Raw genomic sequence first — 17631 nt, 5'->3', positions numbered from 1 at the left:
CTCTTCCTTGAATCTCCAACGGGTGTCGGGTTCTACTCGGGTAGGCCTTTGGAAGAGACCACTGCGAAACCGGATCGGAACCGATGGGGGACACGTCGGCCGTCCCGAGGGCGCGGAGGTCGTGGTCGAGGCGAACGGGGCGAGTAGTTGAACGGGGCGAGTAGTTGATGTACGTATCCACACACATGCCGACTGAATGCCTTCCGCGCACTCCTCAAGGATGCGCCGAACGGCCGGACCTGCCTGCGCTCTGCGCCGGCGGCCCCCTCGAGCGGTGAGGGCGGTCCGACGGCGTACCCGCACGTGCCACGCCGACGGATCCAGCGACGAGTTGACCGAACTCTGACGACCCGACTCGGCGAGCGGCTCGAGAGAGCCCTCATCCGGCCGATCGGCTGTGATTGATTGGCCAGCCTGTGCCTCGCGCTGCGCGAAGGCTTCCGACCCGTGCCGGGTCAGGACACGGCTGCCACACCCGCAAGGCATTTTCCTGTTCGGACGCGGATCGTTGTGCCCGCGTTCGTTCGATGTTCTTTCACATGGAGGCATGATGACGAACCAGGTCAGCGACCTCGAGGACTCGAAGGTCGTGCTCTTCCGCCGAAACGCGAGCGCGGTCCCGCGGCAGCGAAGAGCAGCAGTGGACGAGCGTCGTGGCCAGGTGCTGACGACGAAGGTGGGTCTGCAGATGCCGGCCGGTCTCACCTTCGAGGACTGGGAGCGGGCCGGACGCCAGCTCTCCGGGATCGTCAACTCCTCTTCCTGGTGGCTCGGGGACTGGCTGGTATACGGCAAGGACCACTACACCGACCGCTATCAGCGCGGCATTCGCGCCGCCGGACTCCAGTACCAGACCCTGCGCAACTACGCGTGGGTGTCACGGCGCTTCGACTTCAGCCGCCGGCGCGCGGCGCTCAGCTTCCAGCACCACGCGGAGCTGGCCTCGCTGCCGATCGACGAGCAGGAGCTGTGGCTCGACCGGGCCGAGCAGATGCAGTGGACGACCAAGCAGCTGCGCAGCGCCATCCGCGTCGCCCGTGAGGACGAGGCACGCGACGGAACCCAGACGCCCGAGACGATGCGGCGGCTCGCCGTCCCCGGCAGCAGGCTCCAGTGGTGGCACAAGGCCGCGGAGCAGTCCGGCATCGACTTCGAGCAGTGGGTGCTCGCGACGCTCGACAACGCCGCCGAGCGGGCGCTCGTCGAGGACGAGGCGGCACAGCAGCGGGAGCAGGCCGGAATCAGCGCCTGAACCCTCGGGTGCCATGGCGTGAGATGACAACGTCCGCCGAGATCAGGGCAGTTGACCTCGGCGGACGCATACGCGACGCGCAGGGCTCGCACTCCGGAGAGGGGGTGCGGGCTCCTGCGCGTCGGCATGTGTCGGCGCGGATACGCCGAGCCGCTGCCGCGGACTGGACGGCGGGCCCCGAGTCCCGTGAGCGAGAGGGTGCGGGGGCCCGTCGAACGGTCCGCGGCAGCGGAACGGCCGTGCGGAGTCTTCTTCGGGGTGGAAGGGCTGCGGCGTGGAAGGGCTACGGCAGCTTGCTCATGAGCTGTGCCGTCGCCTGGTGGCGGGTGCACTCACGGCCGCCGAAGGAGTTCCGCACGCGGTCCTGGACCTCGTCCGGCTGCTCCTGGCTGAGCTTGAACATGCCCTCGGCGCCCGTCACCTTGATGCGGAAAGCGCCGACGGCGGGCACGATCTTCCGGAAATAGTCGAGTGATTCCGACATGTCCCAGCCGTCACCGAAGGCGCCCTCGTAGGTGCGCACGGTGGACTTCACGACCTCCAGGGTGTTCTCGATGCCCTCGATCTTCTCGACGACACCGTGGACGTGCACGGAGGTGAAGTTCCACGTCGGCGCGGCCGGGGTCACCTGATAGACCGTCGGCGACACATAGCCGTGCGGTCCGGTGAACGTCAGGAGATTCACGCTGCCCGACTCGAGCGCCTTCCAATGCGGGTTCGCGCGGTTCATGTGTCCGAGCAGCCGGCCGCCCGAGAGGTCGTCCGACCATTCGCCGTCCCACTCCGGATCCTGAATCACCGGCAGATGCGTGGCGAACGGTCCCGCTTCGGGACTGCCATTGCTCACAAAGAGCGCCAACGGATTGCCGCGGATCAGATCCAGCATCCACGAACTGTCCGGCTGGCGGTACTGGCTGGGAACGAACATCCGGAGTTCACCCTTTCGCTAATCTCACTCACGGTATGGTGCCAAGTCGCCGACGCTACCAGCGCTTTGAGAGGCACAACCCAAATTACTGACGAGCCGCCATGGCTGTCCTGTCGGCAGGACAGCGGTACCCGGCAGACGGTGCGGCCGGGGCCTCTTGAAAGGTCCGTCCGGCCCCTCTAAGTTGGCGTGGCGGTGTTCTCCAGCGCAATACTTAATGCGTGTCTCCCGGACCACCGGTCGAGATGTTCGAGACCATCAGCCGCACGTCAGACGAGAGTTGGCAGCATTTCCGACCGCAGCATTTCCGGCCAAGGTCTCTCTTGGACAACCGCAATGCCGTCGTCGCAGCTGCGGAAGTCCCAGTCGAAGCTACATCAGCGGGAGAATATCTATGGGTACGCGTGAAAACGAGATATACGACATCGTTGGGATCGGGTTCGGCCCGTCCAACCTGTCCCTCGCCATCGCCCTGGAGGAACACGAGGCGAATTCCTCTCAGCAGCCGATCACAGCTGCGTTCTTCGAGCGGCAGGCCGCCTTCGGCTGGCACCGCAACATGCTGCTCCCGCAGGCGACGATGCAGATTTCGTTCCTGAAGGACCTGGCGACCTTCCGCAATCCGCTGTCGCGCTACAGCTTCGTGTCCTACCTGCACGAGTCGAACCGCCTGGTCCAGTTCGTGAACAACCAGGACTTCTTCCCCACCCGCCAGGAGTTCCACCAGTACCTGGAGTGGGCCGAGGCGAGCTTCCGCGACCGCGTCTCGTACAACTCCGAGGTCACCGAGGTGCGCCTGGCGGCGGAGTCCTCCGCGGACGAGCAGATCCTGGAGGTCGTCGTCCGTGACACCGCCGCCGGCACCACGCGCGTGGTGAAGGCCCGCAACATCACCGTCTCCACCGGCCTCGTGCCGCGCATGCCCGACGGCATGGAGCGCGACGAGCGCGTGTGGCACAGCTCGGAGTTCCTCGCGAAGTACGCCCGGATGAAGCCCGAGGAGCTGAACAGCGTCGCGGTCGTCGGCGCGGGCCAGAGCGCCGCCGAGATCACCAAGTACCTGCACGACATGCTGCCGCACGCCCAGGTCTCGGCGATCCTGCCCAGCTACGGCTACTCCGTCGCGGACGACACGCCCTTCGCCAACCAGGTCTTCGACCCCACCGCCGTCGACCACTACTACTTCGGCACCGAGAAGACGCGGGACGCGTTCTGGCGGTACCACAAGAACACCAACTACTCCGTCGTCGACGACGACGTGATCCGCGAGCTGTTCCGCCGCTCCTACGAGGAGGAGGTCGCGGGCGCGCAGCGGCTGCACTTCCTGAACCTCACCCGGGTCAAGGAAGTGAAGCGCTCCGGCAACGACACCCGTGTCGTCCTGCACTCGCTCCTGGACGGTGAGACCGAGCAGGAGATGGACGTCGACGCGCTCGTCTTCGCGACCGGCTACGCCACGATGGACGCCACCCGCCTGCTCGGCGACCTCGACGGCTTCTGCCTGCGCGACGAGGAGGGCCGCCACCAGGTGGAGCGCGACTACCGCGTCGTCACCACCGGCGACCTGTCCTGTGGCATCTACCTCCAGGGCGGCACCGAGCACACGCACGGTCTGACGTCGTCCCTGCTGTCGAACATCGCCGTGCGCAGCGGCGAGATCGCCGACTCGATCGTCGAGCGACGCGGCGTCGGCGAGAAGGTCTGAGCCACCCCTGTTCCGGACGGCCCGTCGGCCCCCACCGACGGGCCGTTCGCATGCGCGGACGGGCCCGGTGACCTGTGACAGGACGGGCCCGGTGACCTGTGACAGGACCGGCCCGGTGACCTGTGACAGGCCGGTGGGTGCGGGCCGCGCACACGGCAACGGCGCGGGCCGCGCACGCGGCAAGGGGCGGGCCCCGGTGCTGGGAAGCACCGGGGCCCGCCCCTTACGGCTTCTCGGCGTCGCTCAGGAGCGCGCCCGCCGCACGGCCTTACGCGGCCTGGTCGGCGGCCATCGCGTCGCGCAGGCTCTTGGGCCGCAGGTCGGTCCAGTTCTGCTCCACGTAGTCCAGGCACTCCTGGCGGCCGGCCTCGCCGAACACCACCCGCCAGCCGGCGGGGACCTCGGTGAACGACGGCCACAGGGAGTGCTGCTCCTCGTCGTTCACCAAGACGTAGAACTGGCCATCCGCGTCGTCGAACGGGTTGCTGCTCATGTCCACTCCATTTCAAGCCGTACACGATGGCTTCCCGGCGGAAGCCGTTCGTTCCAGGGGCCGGCGGACAGAGTCCACCAGCTTCGTCATTGTCGGTCGGGGACGGGCCCGGCGTCCAGACCCGGCTGTTCGCCGACGAATTGTCGGTAGGGATCGGGGTGTTCCGGCGGTGATGCCGTGAAGTATTCACTGCGACCGGATCAAAATTCCGTGAAAAGTGTCGGAAGAGCTCCGGACCTTCGCCGGGCCCGCCGCGACCGCGAAGAGCGCTGTCGAACCTTCTCGGTTGGTTCTCCGGCGATCCTTGCGAGCCATGCATGAGGTTCCGGGGCGGGTCGGCCCCGGTGGGCCGCTGTCCCGTGGACAGGACAGCCCGGTGCCGAAAGCCTGAATTGCCTGTAGTTTGTTGCGGGTTGTCGGGCGAGTACGCCCGGCAGTGCCGGTGACACATCGATGAACTGCCAGATCAGCGATGTGTGGCGTTCGACAGGAAAGGGCGGACGGGGAGTTGTGGAAGCGCGGCACCCCGTCGCCAGAATCGAGGAATGGGGCGGCTCGAGTCATGTCATTGTCGGTGGTCCCCCTCGGCCTTCCCGGGAAACTGGGAACTTCCACTATAGGAGTAGTAGCGCCATGAGCGTCACGGCAGCACAAGGTTTTTCGGCCGCAGGCGTCGCGGCCGGAATAAAGATCAGCGGAAATCCGGATGTGGCCCTGGTCGTGAACAACGGCCCGCGCCGTTCCGCGGCGGGTGTCTTCACCTCGAATCGAGTGAAGGCCGCCCCCGTGGTGTGGAGTGAACAGGTTCTGAGGGTGGGCGCGGTGAGCGCCGTCATCCTCAACTCCGGCGGCGCCAACGCCTGCACGGGCCCGGCGGGCTTCCAGGACACCCGGGCCACCGCCGAGAAGGTCGCGGCGAGCCTGGAGGGGCACCGGGCGGGCGAGGTCGCCGTGGCCTCCACCGGCCTCATCGGCGTCCGGCTCCCGATGGACAAGCTCCTGCCGGGCGTCGAGAGCGCGGTCGCCGAACTCTCCGCGGACGGCGGCGAGAAGGCCGCCATCGCGATCAAGACCACCGACAGCGTGCACAAGACCGCGGTCGTCGAGGGCGATGGCTGGACGGTCGGCGGCATGGCCAAGGGCGCGGGCATGCTCGCCCCCGGCCTGGCCACGATGCTCGTCGTCCTCACCACCGACGCCGACCTGGAGAACGACGTCCTGGACAAGGCGCTGCGCGAGGCGACCCGGCTCACCTTCGACCGGGTCGACTCCGACGGCTGCATGTCCACCAACGACACCGTGCTCCTGCTCGCCTCCGGCGCTTCCGGAGTGACCCCGGAGTACGCGGAGTTCGCCGAGGCCGTCCGCACCGTCTGCGACGACCTGGCGCGCCAGCTCATCGGCGACGCCGAGGGCGCGAGCAAGGACATCCGCATCGACGTCGTGAACGCCGCGACCGAGGACGACGCCGTGGAGGCCGGGCGCTCCATCGCCCGCAACAACCTCCTCAAGTGCGCCATCCACGGCGAGGACCCGAACTGGGGCCGCGTGCTCTCCGCCATCGGCACCACGTCCGCGACCTTCGAGCCGGACCGCCTGAACGTCGCCATCAACGGCGTCTGGGTCTGCAAGGACGGTTCGATCGGCGCGGACCGCACCGCGGTCGACATGTCCGGCCGCGAGGTCGTCATCACCGCGGACCTGGCGGCCGGCGCCGAGCGCGCCACGCTGTGGGCCAACGACCTGACGTCCGAGTACGTCCACGAGAACAGCGCGTACTCGTCATGAGGATCAGCACGCAGGAGCACCCCGCACTGGTCAAGGCGCAGTCCGTGATGGACGCGCTGCCGTGGCTCAACCGCCACCAGGGCAAGATCTGCGTCATCAAGTTCGGCGGCAACGCCATGATCGACGACGAGCTGAAGGCCGCCTTCGCCCACGACGTCGTCTTCCTGAGGCACGCCGGGCTCAAGCCGGTCGTCGTGCACGGCGGCGGCCCCCAGATCAGCGCAGCGCTGAAACTCCACGACATCGACAGCGAGTTCAAGGCCGGCCTCCGGGTCACCTCGCCCGAGGCCATGAACGTGGTCCGGATGGTCCTCGCGGGCCAGGTGCAGCGCGAGCTCGTCGGCCTCATCAACCAGCACGGCCCGCTCGCCGTCGGCCTCACCGGCGAGGACGCGGACACCATCACCGCGACCAAGCACTGGCCCGAGGACGAGGACGGCGAGAAGGTCGACATCGGCCGCGTCGGCGAGATCGCCGGAGTGGACCCCGGTGCCGTCGAGGCGCTGCTCGCGGACGGCCGCATCCCGGTCATCTCGCCGGTGGCCCGCAGCGTCGACGACGACCACGTCTACAACGTGAACGCCGACACCGCCGCCGCCGCGATCGCCGCCTCCCTCAACGCCCACACGCTGGTCTTCCTCACCGACGTCGAGGGCCTGTACGCGGACTGGCCGCACAGCGACGAGGTCATCAGCAGGCTCAGCGCCAGCGAACTGGAGAAGATCCTTCCGGAGCTGGCCGACGGCATGGTCCCCAAGATGGCAGGTTGCCTGCACGCGGTCCGCAACGGCGTGGGCAGCGCGCGCGTCATCGACGGACGGGTCCAGCACTCGGTGCTCCTGGAGATGTTCACGCGCGAGGAGATCGGCACGCTGGTCATGCCGGACATCGAAGAGGATCTGCGGTGAGCGGGGCTGCCGGGGAGGTTCTGCGGTGAGCGGGGCCGTCGAAGGGGGGCGCGATGAGCGTGCCCGGCATGGAGGGGATGGGATGAACGAGGCAACGAGCGACACCGGCGTCACGGGCGACGCCGCGGGGGAGCGCGGGAACATCAAGCTCACCGAGCGCTGGCAGGCGTCGCTGATGGACAACTACGGCACGCCGAGGGTGCCGTTGGTGCGCGGCGAGGGTGCCGCGTTCTGGGACGCCGACGGCAGGAAGTACCTCGACTTCCTCGGCGGCATCGCCGTCAACTCGCTCGGCACCGCGCACCCCGCCGTCGTCCGCGCCGTCAGCGCGCAGGTGGCCAGGCTCGGCCACGTCTCGAACCTGTTCATCGCCGAGCCGCCGGTGCGGCTCGCCGAGCGCCTGCTCCGCCTGACCGGGCGCTGTGGCCGCGTCTTCTTCTCCAACTCCGGCGCGGAGGCGAACGAGGCGGCCTTCAAGATCGGCCGCCTGACAGGGCGCCGCCGCATGGTCGCCACCGAGGGCGGCTTCCACGGCCGCACCATGGGCTCCCTCGCCCTCACCGGCCAGCCCCCGAAGCGCGCCGCGTTCGAGCCGCTGCCCGGTGAGGTCACGCACGTGCCGTTCGGTGACGCCGACGCGCTGCGCGCGGCCGTGGACGAGGACACCGCGCTCGTCGTCATCGAGCCGATCCAGGGCGAGAACGGCGTGGTCGTGCCGCCGCCCGGCTACCTGGTCGCGGCCCGTGAGATCACCCGGGCCGCCGGGGCGCTGCTCGTCCTCGACGAGGTGCAGACCGGGATCGGCCGCACCGGCCACTGGTTCGAGCACCAGGCGCACGGCGTCGAGCCGGACGTCCTCACCCTCGCCAAGGGCCTCGGCGGTGGCATGCCCATCGGCGCGACGCTCGCGTTCGGCCCGGCCGCCGAGCTGATGGCGCCCGGCGCGCACGGCACGACCTTCGGCGGCAACCCCGTCTCCTGTGCCGCCGCGCTCGCGGTGCTCGACACCATTCACGGCGACGGACTCCTCGACCACGTCAAGCGGCAGGGCGAGGCGCTGCGGCGGGGCATCGAGGCGCTCGGGCACCCGCTGGTCGACCGGGTCCGCGGCGCCGGACTGCTGCTCGGCATCGTCCTCACCGAGCCCGTCGCCCCGCGCGTGCAGCAGGCCGCGCAGGACGCGGGACTCCTGGTGAACGCCGCCCTGCCGGACACCATCAGGCTCGCCCCGCCGCTGATCGTCGGCGAGGAAGAGGTGACGGCGTTCCTGCGCGCGCTGCCCGGAGTCCTCGACCGGGTGCGGAGTGAGGCAGGGGCCTGACACCGCCTGGTCGCCATCGACCGCCATCGACCGCCATCGACCGAAAGGGCCGCCCGCCAACCGGTGGGCGGCCCTTTCGGTTCTGTCGCCCAGGGCGCCGCGGGGAAGCGTCCTCAAGATTTACTGGCTCCGTCCGGTCGCCAGGCTGCGCCAGTATGAGCCATTTCGGCTTGCAATGGCGCCATCGTGATGCCATAGTGGCGTCATGGATCTCACGCCGTACGTCGACTCTCTCCGCCGGGAGCTGTCCGTCGCAGCCGACGCGGACGGCGATGAGGCGCGGGCGACGGCCGAGCGCCTCACCGCGCAGCTCGAGTCGGCGACCCGGCTCACGCTCCTGCGGGCCCTGTCCGACGCGGCGGGCGAGATCACCGGTGAACTGGCACCGGGCTCCGTGGACGTACGGTTGCGCGGCCGCGAGCCCGAGTTCGTGGTGACACCGGCCCCGCTCGACGACTGGTCCGACCGCGCCGCGCCCGAGCCGGCCCCGGCCGGACCGGCCCCGGTGCCGCCCCCGGCCCTGTCCGCCGAGGACCTGCGCACCACGGTCAGGATCAACCTTCGGCTGCCCTCCGGCCTCAAGCTGCGAGCCGAGAAGGCGGCGGCGCGGGAAGGACTCTCGCTCAACGCCTGGCTCGTACGGGCGATATCGACGGCTCTGGAACCCGAGGAGCGGACCGTCGCCCCCGAGGCGGGGCCGCAGGGCTTCGCCGACCGCGGCGGCCGGAGCCACACCGGCTGGGTCGGCTGAGCGCCGCCCGCACCGCAGTGTCACCCTCCCTCAACCGTCCCACCAGCGGGGACGCCCGACAGACCCACAGGACGGGGCAGCCATGCCAACCTTCGACACCCCCGAGCCCATCTCTGTCGCCCTGCAGCTCAACGCGGGCCTCCTGCGCCTGACTGCGGGCGCGCGCACCGAGACCGTGGTGGAGGTGAGCCCGAGCAACGGGCTGAGCCAGTCCGACCGCAGCGCCGCCGAACAGACCCGCGTCGAGTACGGCCAGGGCAGGCTGCTGATCAGGACCCCGCGCCGGCGCAGCCTCTTCGGCTCCGGCGGCTCCGTCGACGTGAGCGTCGAACTGCCCGCCGGATCACGGGTGTCGGGCGATGCCACCATGGCCGACATCTACAGCGAGGGCGACCTGGGGGAGTGCGAGTTCAAGACCGGGCACGGCCGCATCCAACTGGAGCGGGCCGGACGGCTTCAGCTCAACAGCGGCTTCGGTGACGTCACCGTCGGCAGCGTCACCGGCGAGACCGACATCCGTGTGGCCTCCGGTGACATCCGCATCGGCCGTGTCGACGGCGCGCTGACCCTCAAGAACTCCAGCGGCGACACCGACATCGAAGAGGTCACAGGACGCCTGCGGGCCACCGTCAACCGCGGCGACATCAGCATCGGCCGGGTGTACGACGACGTCACCGCCCGCTCCGTCACCGGTGACATCCGCGTCGGCGAGGTGACGCGCGGCCGCGTGGAGCTGCGCGCCGCCGCGGGCGAGTTGGAGGTCGGAGTGCGGAAAGGATCAGCCGCCTGGCTGGACGTGCACACCAAGGTCGGCCACGTACGGAATTCGCTCGGTGCGTCCGAAGCGCCCGAACTGCCGGAAGAGGCCGTCGAGATACACGCCGTCACCAGCCGCGGCGACATCGTCATACGCCGCGCCTGATCACGGCGCCTGACGGCAGCACGAGGGCGCGGTGGTCGGCACCGCGCCCTCGCCGCGTTTCCGGGAACCCCCGGCCGCGCCCTGATCCGGCCGCGCCCTGATCCGGCCGCGCCCTGATCCGGCCGCGCCCTGATCCGGCCGCGCCCTGATCCGGCCGCGCCCTGATCCGGCCGCGCCCGGGGGCCCGCCCGCCCTTTCGTCGGCCGGTCCGCCCGGCCGGAGCCCGTGATCAGGCTGCGGTACATGGCGGCGTACCGCCGGTACCGCTCGTGCCGGCCGCGCACGGAGCCCGCGTCCCGAGCGCGGGGCGAACGCGCACCCCGCACGCGCACCCCGCACGCGCTGATCGCCGCCCGCCCTCGGCAGAGCCGTCGCGGCCCCGACGCGCCACCTTCCCCCCCCACCTCCCGTACCGCGCGGTCCCCGACCCGTGGAGCGTGCCCTGGCACGCCCTGAAACAGGTGAAATATCATGACTTACCAGTCCTTGCGCCAAGTCCCTCTCACCGCCCGCGCCGACGAGTGGGGTGCGCCCCCGGCCCACTTCTGGCTCCGCGGCACCCGCCCGGAGCGGGCGGTGACCCTCGACGAGCGGACCGGGATCTGGAACGTGCACGGCTACCCGGAGGTCGTCGAGGTCTTCTCCGACCCCGCCACCTACTCGTCCGACACGGTCCGCCAACTCGCCCCCGACGCCCCGGACTACGAGAAGAGCGGCCTGCTCACCCAGATGGACCCGCCCGACCACCGCAAGCTCAGGCAGCTCGTCGGCCGGGCCTTCACGCCCCGGCTCGTGGCGGGCCTCGCGCCCCGAATCAGCGCCCTGACCCATGAGCTGCTCGACCGGGCCGACGAACGCGGCGCGCTGGAACTCGTCGACGACCTCGCCCACCCGCTGCCGGTGACCGTCATCGCCGAACTCCTCGGTGTCCCCGCCGCCGACCGCCCGCTGTTCCGGCAGTGGAGCGAGGAGATCTTCCCGCGCGAGCAAGGGCCGAACGCAGTCGGCGCGGGCGGTACCGGAGGCGGTGGAGGCGGTGGAGGCGTCGGCGTGGACGAGGTCGCCGCCGCCCTCGACCTCGGGCGGCGCATGAACGAGTACTTCACGGAGCACGCCGACGACCGCAGGCGCCACCCGAGGGAGGACCTGCTCACGCTGCTCGTCCAGGCCGAGGTCGACGGCGAACGGCTGTCCCCCGCGGCGCTCGGCAACTTCGCCCAGCTGCTGCTCATCGCCGGGCACGTCACCACGACCATGCTGCTCGGCAACACCGTGCTCTGCCTGGACGCCCATCCGGAGCACGGGGACGCGCTGCGGCGGGACCCGACGGGGCTGCCCGCCGTGATCGAGGAGTCGCTGCGCCTGCTCACGCCGTTCCAGGTCTTCTACCGGGCCACGACCCGGGAAGTCGAACTCGGCGGACAGCGGGTGCCCGCCGGGCAGGCGCTCGCCCTGTGGGTCGGCGCGGCCAACCGCGACGAGCGGGTGTTCTTCGGCCCGGACGACTTCCGCCCCGGGCGGGACCCCGACCCCCACCTGGCCTTCGGCCGGGGCATCCACTTCTGTCTCGGAGCGCCGCTCGCGCGGCTCGAAGGGCGGATCGCGCTCGGCATCCTCCTGGAGCGCTACCCGGACCTGCGCACCGACCCCGACAACCCGCCCGTCCTGATGGCGAACCCGGAGCTGACGGGTGCGCGGGAGCTGCCGCTGCTCACCGCGGGAGGGCCGGGACGAGCGGCGGCGTGATGTCGACGGGGCTCCCGCCCGCGTAGGGGAGAGGCCGTGCCCCGAGGAGGGGAGGGGCCCTGAGCCGCGTACGGGACGGGTCCCGAGCCGCGTGCGGCGAGGGCCTGCGGCCTGCGGCCGGCCCTCAGCCCGCGTCGCCCCGGGGGGACTTGCGGGGCTTGCGCGGGGTGCGTGGCGACGACTTGCGGCAGGCGAGCTCGTCGTTCGACGGGACGAACTCGATGCCCGTTTGGGGCAGCCCGGCGCTCGCCTGGGGCATGCCGATGAGGGAATGGGCGACGTCGTCGAGGCCGGCGCTGTGCACGGTGAGCCGCGTGGCCTCGATCGCCGCGTCGTCCAGGGCGTCAAGGACGGCACGGAGCGCGGGCACGGTGCCGTCGCTCGGCAGGTGCAGGGCGAGTGCCTCGTGGTCGGGGGTGGCGAGGTCGAAGAGGGCGGTGGCTGATTCCAGTCCGCTCACGGTGGCGAATTGCAGCCGGATGAAACCGCCGTGCAGTCCGGTGTCGAGAAGGGGCGCCACCGGCGTCACGGGCGCCGGTGTGTGTCTCCGTGCGCCGCTGTCCTGCTCGCGCTCCGCGAGGGCGTGGCCGCAGGGGGATGGCGTCACCACGAACTCCGGGTCGAGGCCGCGGAGTTGCACGGCCACCGAGCAGCCGGGCGCGAGGTCGCGGGTCACCTCTCCCATGGCGTCGGACAGCGCGTTGAGCAGGGTGAGCCGCGCCGCTGTCGCCAGCGGCGCGGTGAGGCGTTGGGCCAGGGCTCGGGCTTCGTCTCCGCCCGCGTCTGCGGCGACTACGAGCTCGTGCCGGAAATCGTCGACGTATGGCGTGAGGTCCATGACGCCATGATGGCACAAATATGGCGCCATACAAGTGCCACTTTCTCCCGCCCTCGACGGCTGACCGATTGTCGGCTACTTGATGCGTGCTTGTCCCTGACGGTGGAAGTGCCGCTGTGGGGCGGTGGCGACCTTGGAGTACTTCGCTGTCGCGAATGGAGCGGCCCATTGGAAGTCAAGGCCCGCAAAGGGTGCTGGCTGGTTTTCGCTTCGGGATCGGCTACTGCAACCCATTCGGGCCTGGATGTGGCGATGGTGCGGACGGATGGGGGTGACCTGGTGAAGCGCCGCTTCCGGTGCCTGGATCCGTGCGGGCGTGGCGCCAACTCGCGGCTCCCGCACGCCCGAACGGGCACTCGAAAAGCCCGCTTTCCTATTGTCGATTACCCCTTGAGGGTGGTGCTGGCGAGGGGTGGCGATGCCTTGGTGCCGAATGTGTGCCATGGTGGCTTGCCATGGCACCATCGTGGTGCCATCGTAGCGCTGTGGATGCCACGCGGTACGTCGACGAGTTCCGGCTCGGGTTCGCGGCCCCCTCGGCGCGTGTGAGCGGAGCCGGACTCGGCCTCCCCGGTCCGACGTAGCCGTGCCGTCCATCCGTCTGCCGCAGGCCGCCGCCGTGGCTGGCCCGTCGAGTCCCGCGGCAGCGCGCAGCGAGACCGCCGGCGCGGTTCTCGCACGGTCCCCGTGTTCCTGACTACCCGACAGGAGTCCCTTTCGCCGTGGCTACCATCCTGTACAAACTGGGCCGCTTCGCCTTCCGGCGACGCGGTTTGATGGCACTGCTCTGGGTGCTGATCTTCGGCGGGGTGGGCTACGCTGCCTCGTCCGCGCCGACGCCCCCCGCCGACGCGTTCTCGATGCCGGGCACGGAGTCGCAGAAGGCCTACGACCTCCTCGAGGACAAGTTCCCTGACGCGAGCGCCGACGGCGCGACGGCTCGCGTCGTCCTGCGGGTTCCCGGCGGCGACATCACCGCGGCGGGCGAGAAGGCCAAGGTCAACAAGGTCATCGCCGAGCTGCGCGAGGCGCCCCAGGTGGCGAGCGTCGGCGACCCCTACGCGGGCAACGCCGCCGTCAGCAAGGACAAGTCCACCGTCTATGTGTCCGCCACCTACAAGGTCGTCCAGACCAAGGTGAACGACAAGGCGCACGAGGCCCTGGACAAGACGCTGGAGAACGCCCGCAAGAGCGGACTCAAGGCCGAGGCCGGCGGCGACGCCGTCAAGGTCGAGCAGTCCGTGGGCGGTTCCTCCGAGGCGATCGGCATCGCCGTCTCCGCGATCGTCCTGATCCTGACCTTCGGCTCGATGATCGCCGCCGGCATGCCGCTGCTCACCGCGCTCGTCGGTGTCGGCGTCGGCATCTCCGGCATCACCGCGATCGGCTCCACCGTCGGCCTGTCGTCCACGACCACGACCCTGGCCATGATGATCGGCCTCGCGGTCGGCATCGACTACGCCCTGTTCATCGTCTCGCGCTACCGCTCGGAGATCGCCGAGGGCCGCGAACGCCAGGACGCGGCCGGGCGGGCCGTGGGCACCGCGGGCACCGCCGTCGTCTTCGCCGGACTCACCGTCATCATCGCCCTGGCGGGCCTGGCCGTCGTCAACATCCCGATGCTCACGAAGATGGGCATGGCCGCCGCGGGCACCGTCGCGATCGCCGTCCTCATCGCCGTGACGCTCGTCCCCGCGCTCCTCGGCTTCGCACCCGTCAAGGTGCTCGCCCGCAAGGACCGCGCGCTGCACAAGGACAAGCCGCTGTCGGAGAAGAAGCAGCGCAAGGCCGAGGAGCGGGTCCGGAAGCAGCAGCAGCCGAACCTCGGTGCCCGCTGGGCGTGCTTCATCCTGCGCCACCCGGTCGCCGTCCTGCTCCTTGCCGTCGTGGGCCTCGGCGCGGTCGCCGTCCCCGCCGCCGGCATGAAGCTCGGCCTGCCCAGCGAGGGCACCATGGCGCCGGACACCACCCAGCGCAAGGCGTACGACATGATGTCGGACTCCTTCGGCAAGGGCTTCAACGGTCCGCTGATGGTGACCATCGAGGGCGAGAACGTCAAGGCCGAGGCCGAGACCGTGCGCAAGCGCATGGAGAAGGAGCCCGGCGTCGAGTCGGTCGGCCCCGCCGCGCCGAACAAGGCCAACGACACCGCCATCGTGAACGTCGTGCCCAAGACGGGCCCGGCCGAGGACGAGACCAAGGATCTGGTCAAATCCCTGCGAGGAGTGGCAAAGGACATCAAGGCCGACAACGGCCCCGAAATCCTTCTCACCGGCCAGACGGCCATGTTCATCGACTTCTCCAAGACCCTCGACGACGCGCTCCTGCCCTACCTGGGCACGGTCGTCGGCCTGGCCTTCCTTCTGCTGATGCTGGTCTTCCGCTCGATCCTGGTGCCGCTGAAGGCGGCGCTCGGTTTCCTGCTCTCGGTGGCCGCCGCGCTCGGCGCCGTGGTGGCGGTCTTCCAGTGGGGCTGGCTCGCGGACGTCTTCGGTGTCGACCAGCCGAGCCCGATCATGAGCACGATGCCGGTCTTCATGATCGGCGTGGTCTTCGGCCTCGCGATGGACTACGAGGTGTTCCTGGTGACGCGGATGCGCGAGGCGTACGTCCACGGCGTCGAACCGCGCGAGTCGGTCGTCACCGGCTTCCGGTACGGCGGACGGGTGGTCACCGCGGCCGCGATCATCATGATCAGCGTCTTCTCCGGCTTCATCATGGAGGAGAACGACCTGGTCAAGATGATCGGCTTCGGTCTCGCCGTCGCCGTCCTCTTCGATGCCTTCATCGTCCGCATGACCATCGTGCCCGCGCTGTTCGCCCTGCTGGGCAGGTCGGCGTGGTGGCTGCCGAAGTGGCTCGACTGGCTGCTTCCGAACATGGACGTCGAGGGCGAGAAGCTGTCCCGGCGCCTCGCCGCGCAGCAGCAGGTGCCGCCGCAACAGCGCCGGCCCGAGCCGCAGTACCGGGGCTGAGGCGGGAGCCGCCCCGACTGACGCCCGGGCGGGAGCGGACGTACAGCACCAGGAGTGGCACACAGCCAGACCTGAGGCGGAAAAGCTGCCCCGAGGCGGGTCAGCACGGTCGTGGAGGCCGCTGCCGGACCGCCTGCGCCCTGTTCTGGCGGCGGGTCAACGTGCGCTGCCCGAGAGGGTGTTGAAGCGGGCCGCACCGGCTCACCCGGTCGGCGCGACCCGCTTCGTGGTGTGCGGGGGCGCGAGGAATTCCCGGCGGCGTGTCCTGGTCGCCGGGACGAAACAGGGGGCGCGCCCGGTTGGTGGCGCGCTCCTCGGCGGCGTCGCGCGCGGTCGGCGCCGCCCTGGAAGAGGGCGATCCGCCGAGCGGTCTGCGTCTGCGCCAGAAACCCTGTTCCGGCGGCAATCCCGGGTCTAACGTCGCCCTGAAGAGCGCAAACGTGCCGGACACGGCGTCCGGCACACATCAGGGAAAGGGTGTGGTGCCATGATGGCTCGCTGTGGCGCCATGGGTGTGCCATGATGGCAGCATGGACCTGACGCCGTACGTGGCCAATCTCCGGCACGAACTCGCGGTCGCCACCGAAGCGGGCGACGAGGGCGCCCGCGCGCTCGCCGAGCGCCTGGCCGCGACGCTGGAGACAGCGACCCGGCTCGCCCTGTTGAACGCGCTGTCCGACGCCACGCGGGAGATCACCCTCGAACTCGCGCCCGGCTCGGTCGACGTACGGCTGCGGGGACTCGACCCCGACTTCGTCGTGACCCCGCCGCCCGGCGGCGAGCCGTTCGCGCAGCGCCCCGACCGGAGCGCGTCCGACCGGCTCCCGGCCCTGCCCGTGCCGCGCCCCGCAGCGGAGCCGGAGGACGGCGGCGCCTCGCGGATCAACCTCCGCCTCCCGGCGCGGCTGAAGCTCCGGGCCGAGCAGGCCACCGCGGCGGAAGGGGTCTCGCTCAACTCCTGGCTGGTGCGAGCCGTCTCGGACGCCCTGGAGCCGGACGGGAACCGCGGATCGGTGGCGTGCACATAGACCCCACGGACCGCCCCCGGCCCACGGCCGCCTGACGCCGAAACCAGCCGTCCCGCCAGTGGGGACGCCCAGCAGAGTCACGAGGATGGGACACCCTTGCCTACTTTTGACACCCCTGAGCCGATCACTGCCACGCTCCACGTCGAGCAGGGCGTCGCCCACATCACCGCGGGCGAGCGCCCCATCACCGTCGTCGAGGTGCACCCGCGCACCGAGGGCGACGAGGCCGACCTGCGGGCCGCCCGGGACACCAGGGTCGACTTCAGCCGGGGCCGCCTCGCGATCCGCACGCCCAAGTCCGCCAACCGGCGCGGCGACTCCGGGTCCGTCGCCGTCGAGATCCGGCTGCCGAGCGGCTCCCGCGTCAACGGCGCCGCGGCCACCGGCGACTTCACCGGCGACGGCACGCTCGGCGAGTGCCAGCTGACCACCATGGACGGCGACATCCGCCTGGACCGCACCGGACCCGCACGACTGCGCACGGAGCGCGGCGACGTCACCGTCCAGCACATCGGCGGCATGGCCGAGATCATCACCGGCTCCGGCCAGATCCGCGTCCATGAGATCGACGGCGCCGCCGAGGTCAAGAACTCCAACGGCAACACCTGGATCGACCAGGTCACCGGCGAACTGCGGCTGAAGGTGGCCAACGGCAACATCTTCGTCGGCCGGGCGCACGCGGGCGTCGCGTCCAAGTCCGCCAACGGCGACACCCGCATCGAGCAGATCGCCCGCGGCCGCGTCGACCTGCAGACCCAGACCGGCGACCTGGAGGTCGGCATCAACCTGGGCACCGCCGCCTGGCTGGACGTCACCTCCCAGGCCGGCGCCGTCCACAACTCACTCGGTGCCTCCGCCGCCCCCGGCAAGGGCGCGCAGACCGTGCAGGTGCGCGCCCGCACCGGCGTCGGCGACATCGTGATCCGCCGCGCGCAGCCCGTGTGACACACGGGGCACGACACCGCAGCACGGAAGA

The 17631-nt window shown here is 70.4% G+C and carries 14 protein-coding genes; 11 read left to right on the top strand and 3 right to left on the bottom strand.

The window, feature by feature from the left end; genetic code table 11:
• Positions 1 to 547 precede the first annotated feature (547 nt).
• A complete protein-coding gene (locus tag QUY26_RS05450; RefSeq protein WP_289943971.1) occupies positions 548 to 1252 on the top strand; it encodes an LmbU family transcriptional regulator in 705 nt (234 codons plus the stop codon).
• Between the two features lie 283 nt (positions 1253 to 1535).
• Here the strand turns inward: QUY26_RS05450 and QUY26_RS05445 are convergent, their stop codons facing one another.
• Positions 1536 to 2180, bottom strand: a complete 645-nt coding sequence (locus tag QUY26_RS05445) for an FMN-binding negative transcriptional regulator (RefSeq protein WP_289943970.1) — start codon at positions 2178 to 2180, stop codon at positions 1536 to 1538.
• A 394-nt stretch (positions 2181 to 2574) separates the two neighbouring features.
• On the opposite strand from QUY26_RS05445, the gene QUY26_RS05440 reads away from it, so the two are divergent.
• Positions 2575 to 3885, top strand: coding sequence for a lysine N(6)-hydroxylase/L-ornithine N(5)-oxygenase family protein (locus tag QUY26_RS05440; RefSeq protein ID WP_289943969.1), 1311 nt, complete (start codon positions 2575 to 2577; stop codon positions 3883 to 3885).
• A 268-nt stretch (positions 3886 to 4153) separates the two neighbouring features.
• Here QUY26_RS05440 and QUY26_RS05435 read toward each other — a convergent pair whose 3' ends face one another.
• Positions 4154 to 4378 carry an MbtH family protein gene (locus QUY26_RS05435; RefSeq protein ID WP_030357088.1) on the bottom strand — a complete coding sequence of 75 codons (225 nt, stop codon included), beginning with the start codon at positions 4376 to 4378 and terminating at the stop codon, positions 4154 to 4156.
• Between the two features lie 633 nt (positions 4379 to 5011).
• On the opposite strand from QUY26_RS05435, the gene argJ reads away from it, so the two are divergent.
• The 6 genes from argJ (at position 5012) to QUY26_RS05405 (ending at position 11814) form a co-directional block, all read left to right on the top strand.
• On the top strand, positions 5012 to 6166 hold the full coding sequence (gene argJ / locus QUY26_RS05430) for a bifunctional glutamate N-acetyltransferase/amino-acid acetyltransferase ArgJ (RefSeq protein ID WP_289943968.1): 1155 nt from the start codon (positions 5012 to 5014) through the stop codon (positions 6164 to 6166).
• Complete coding sequence (gene argB, locus QUY26_RS05425; RefSeq protein WP_289943967.1) at positions 6163 to 7074, top strand: acetylglutamate kinase; 912 nt, start codon at positions 6163 to 6165, stop codon at positions 7072 to 7074. The genes argJ and argB overlap by 4 nt, the downstream gene beginning before the upstream one ends.
• Positions 7075 to 7156: 82 nt before the next feature.
• A complete protein-coding gene (locus QUY26_RS05420; RefSeq protein WP_289943966.1) occupies positions 7157 to 8395 on the top strand; it encodes an acetylornithine transaminase in 1239 nt (412 codons plus the stop codon).
• A gap of 205 nt (positions 8396 to 8600) precedes the next feature.
• Positions 8601 to 9146, top strand: coding sequence for a toxin-antitoxin system HicB family antitoxin (locus QUY26_RS05415; protein ID WP_289943965.1), 546 nt, complete (start codon positions 8601 to 8603; stop codon positions 9144 to 9146).
• Between the two features lie 82 nt (positions 9147 to 9228).
• Positions 9229 to 10068: a DUF4097 family beta strand repeat-containing protein gene (locus QUY26_RS05410; RefSeq protein WP_289943964.1), complete on the top strand. Its 840-nt coding sequence runs from the start codon at positions 9229 to 9231 to the stop codon at positions 10066 to 10068.
• 471 nt (positions 10069 to 10539) lie between these two features.
• The gene (locus QUY26_RS05405; protein ID WP_289943963.1) at positions 10540 to 11814 is read left to right on the top strand and encodes a cytochrome P450; all 1275 of its coding nucleotides are present in this window, start codon (positions 10540 to 10542) and stop codon (positions 11812 to 11814) included.
• A 124-nt stretch (positions 11815 to 11938) separates the two neighbouring features.
• Here QUY26_RS05405 and QUY26_RS41115 read toward each other — a convergent pair whose 3' ends face one another.
• A complete protein-coding gene (locus QUY26_RS41115; RefSeq protein ID WP_436840270.1) occupies positions 11939 to 12652 on the bottom strand; it encodes a hypothetical protein in 714 nt (237 codons plus the stop codon).
• Positions 12653 to 13374: 722 nt separating this feature from the next.
• Between QUY26_RS41115 and QUY26_RS05395 the strand changes: the two genes are divergently transcribed.
• The 3 genes from QUY26_RS05395 (at position 13375) to QUY26_RS05385 (ending at position 17600) form a co-directional block, all read left to right on the top strand.
• Positions 13375 to 15627 carry an MMPL family transporter gene (locus tag QUY26_RS05395; protein ID WP_289943962.1) on the top strand — a complete coding sequence of 751 codons (2253 nt, stop codon included), beginning with the start codon at positions 13375 to 13377 and terminating at the stop codon, positions 15625 to 15627.
• A 530-nt stretch (positions 15628 to 16157) separates the two neighbouring features.
• Positions 16158 to 16655, top strand: coding sequence for a hypothetical protein (locus QUY26_RS05390; protein WP_289943961.1), 498 nt, complete (start codon positions 16158 to 16160; stop codon positions 16653 to 16655).
• 96 nt (positions 16656 to 16751) lie between these two features.
• Entirely contained in the window at positions 16752 to 17600 is an 849-nt protein-coding gene (locus QUY26_RS05385; RefSeq protein WP_289943960.1) for a DUF4097 family beta strand repeat-containing protein, read from the top strand.
• Positions 17601 to 17631: the final 31 nt, after the last annotated feature.

Origin of the sequence: Streptomyces flavofungini (genome assembly GCF_030388665.1) — a bacterium.
GTDB classification, from domain to species: domain Bacteria; phylum Actinomycetota; class Actinomycetes; order Streptomycetales; family Streptomycetaceae; genus Streptomyces; species Streptomyces flavofungini_A.
Note: the sequence above shows the minus strand (reverse complement) of the source record. Positions and strands in the feature narration are given on the sequence as shown.

Bases quoted from the DNA above. Each gene is read 5' to 3' on its own strand.
- QUY26_RS05445 (WP_289943970.1), bottom strand. From the start codon at position 2,180: ATGTTCGTTCCCAGCCAGTACCGCCAGCCGGACAGTTCGTGGATGCTG.
- argJ (WP_289943968.1), top strand. From the start codon at position 5,012: ATGAGCGTCACGGCAGCACAAGGTTTTTCGGCCGCAGGCGTCGCGGCC.
- QUY26_RS05405 (WP_289943963.1), top strand. From the start codon at position 10,540: ATGACTTACCAGTCCTTGCGCCAAGTCCCTCTCACCGCCCGCGCCGAC.
- QUY26_RS05440 (WP_289943969.1), top strand. From the start codon at position 2,575: ATGGGTACGCGTGAAAACGAGATATACGACATCGTTGGGATCGGGTTC.
- QUY26_RS41115 (WP_436840270.1), bottom strand. From the start codon at position 12,652: ATGGACCTCACGCCATACGTCGACGATTTCCGGCACGAGCTCGTAGTC.
- QUY26_RS05410 (WP_289943964.1), top strand. From the start codon at position 9,229: ATGCCAACCTTCGACACCCCCGAGCCCATCTCTGTCGCCCTGCAGCTC.
- QUY26_RS05390 (WP_289943961.1), top strand. From the start codon at position 16,158: ATGGACCTGACGCCGTACGTGGCCAATCTCCGGCACGAACTCGCGGTC.
- QUY26_RS05450 (WP_289943971.1), top strand. From the start codon at position 548: ATGATGACGAACCAGGTCAGCGACCTCGAGGACTCGAAGGTCGTGCTC.
- QUY26_RS05435 (WP_030357088.1), bottom strand. From the start codon at position 4,378: ATGAGCAGCAACCCGTTCGACGACGCGGATGGCCAGTTCTACGTCTTG.
- argB (WP_289943967.1), top strand. From the start codon at position 6,163: ATGAGGATCAGCACGCAGGAGCACCCCGCACTGGTCAAGGCGCAGTCC.
- QUY26_RS05420 (WP_289943966.1), top strand. From the start codon at position 7,157: ATGAACGAGGCAACGAGCGACACCGGCGTCACGGGCGACGCCGCGGGG.
- QUY26_RS05415 (WP_289943965.1), top strand. From the start codon at position 8,601: ATGGATCTCACGCCGTACGTCGACTCTCTCCGCCGGGAGCTGTCCGTC.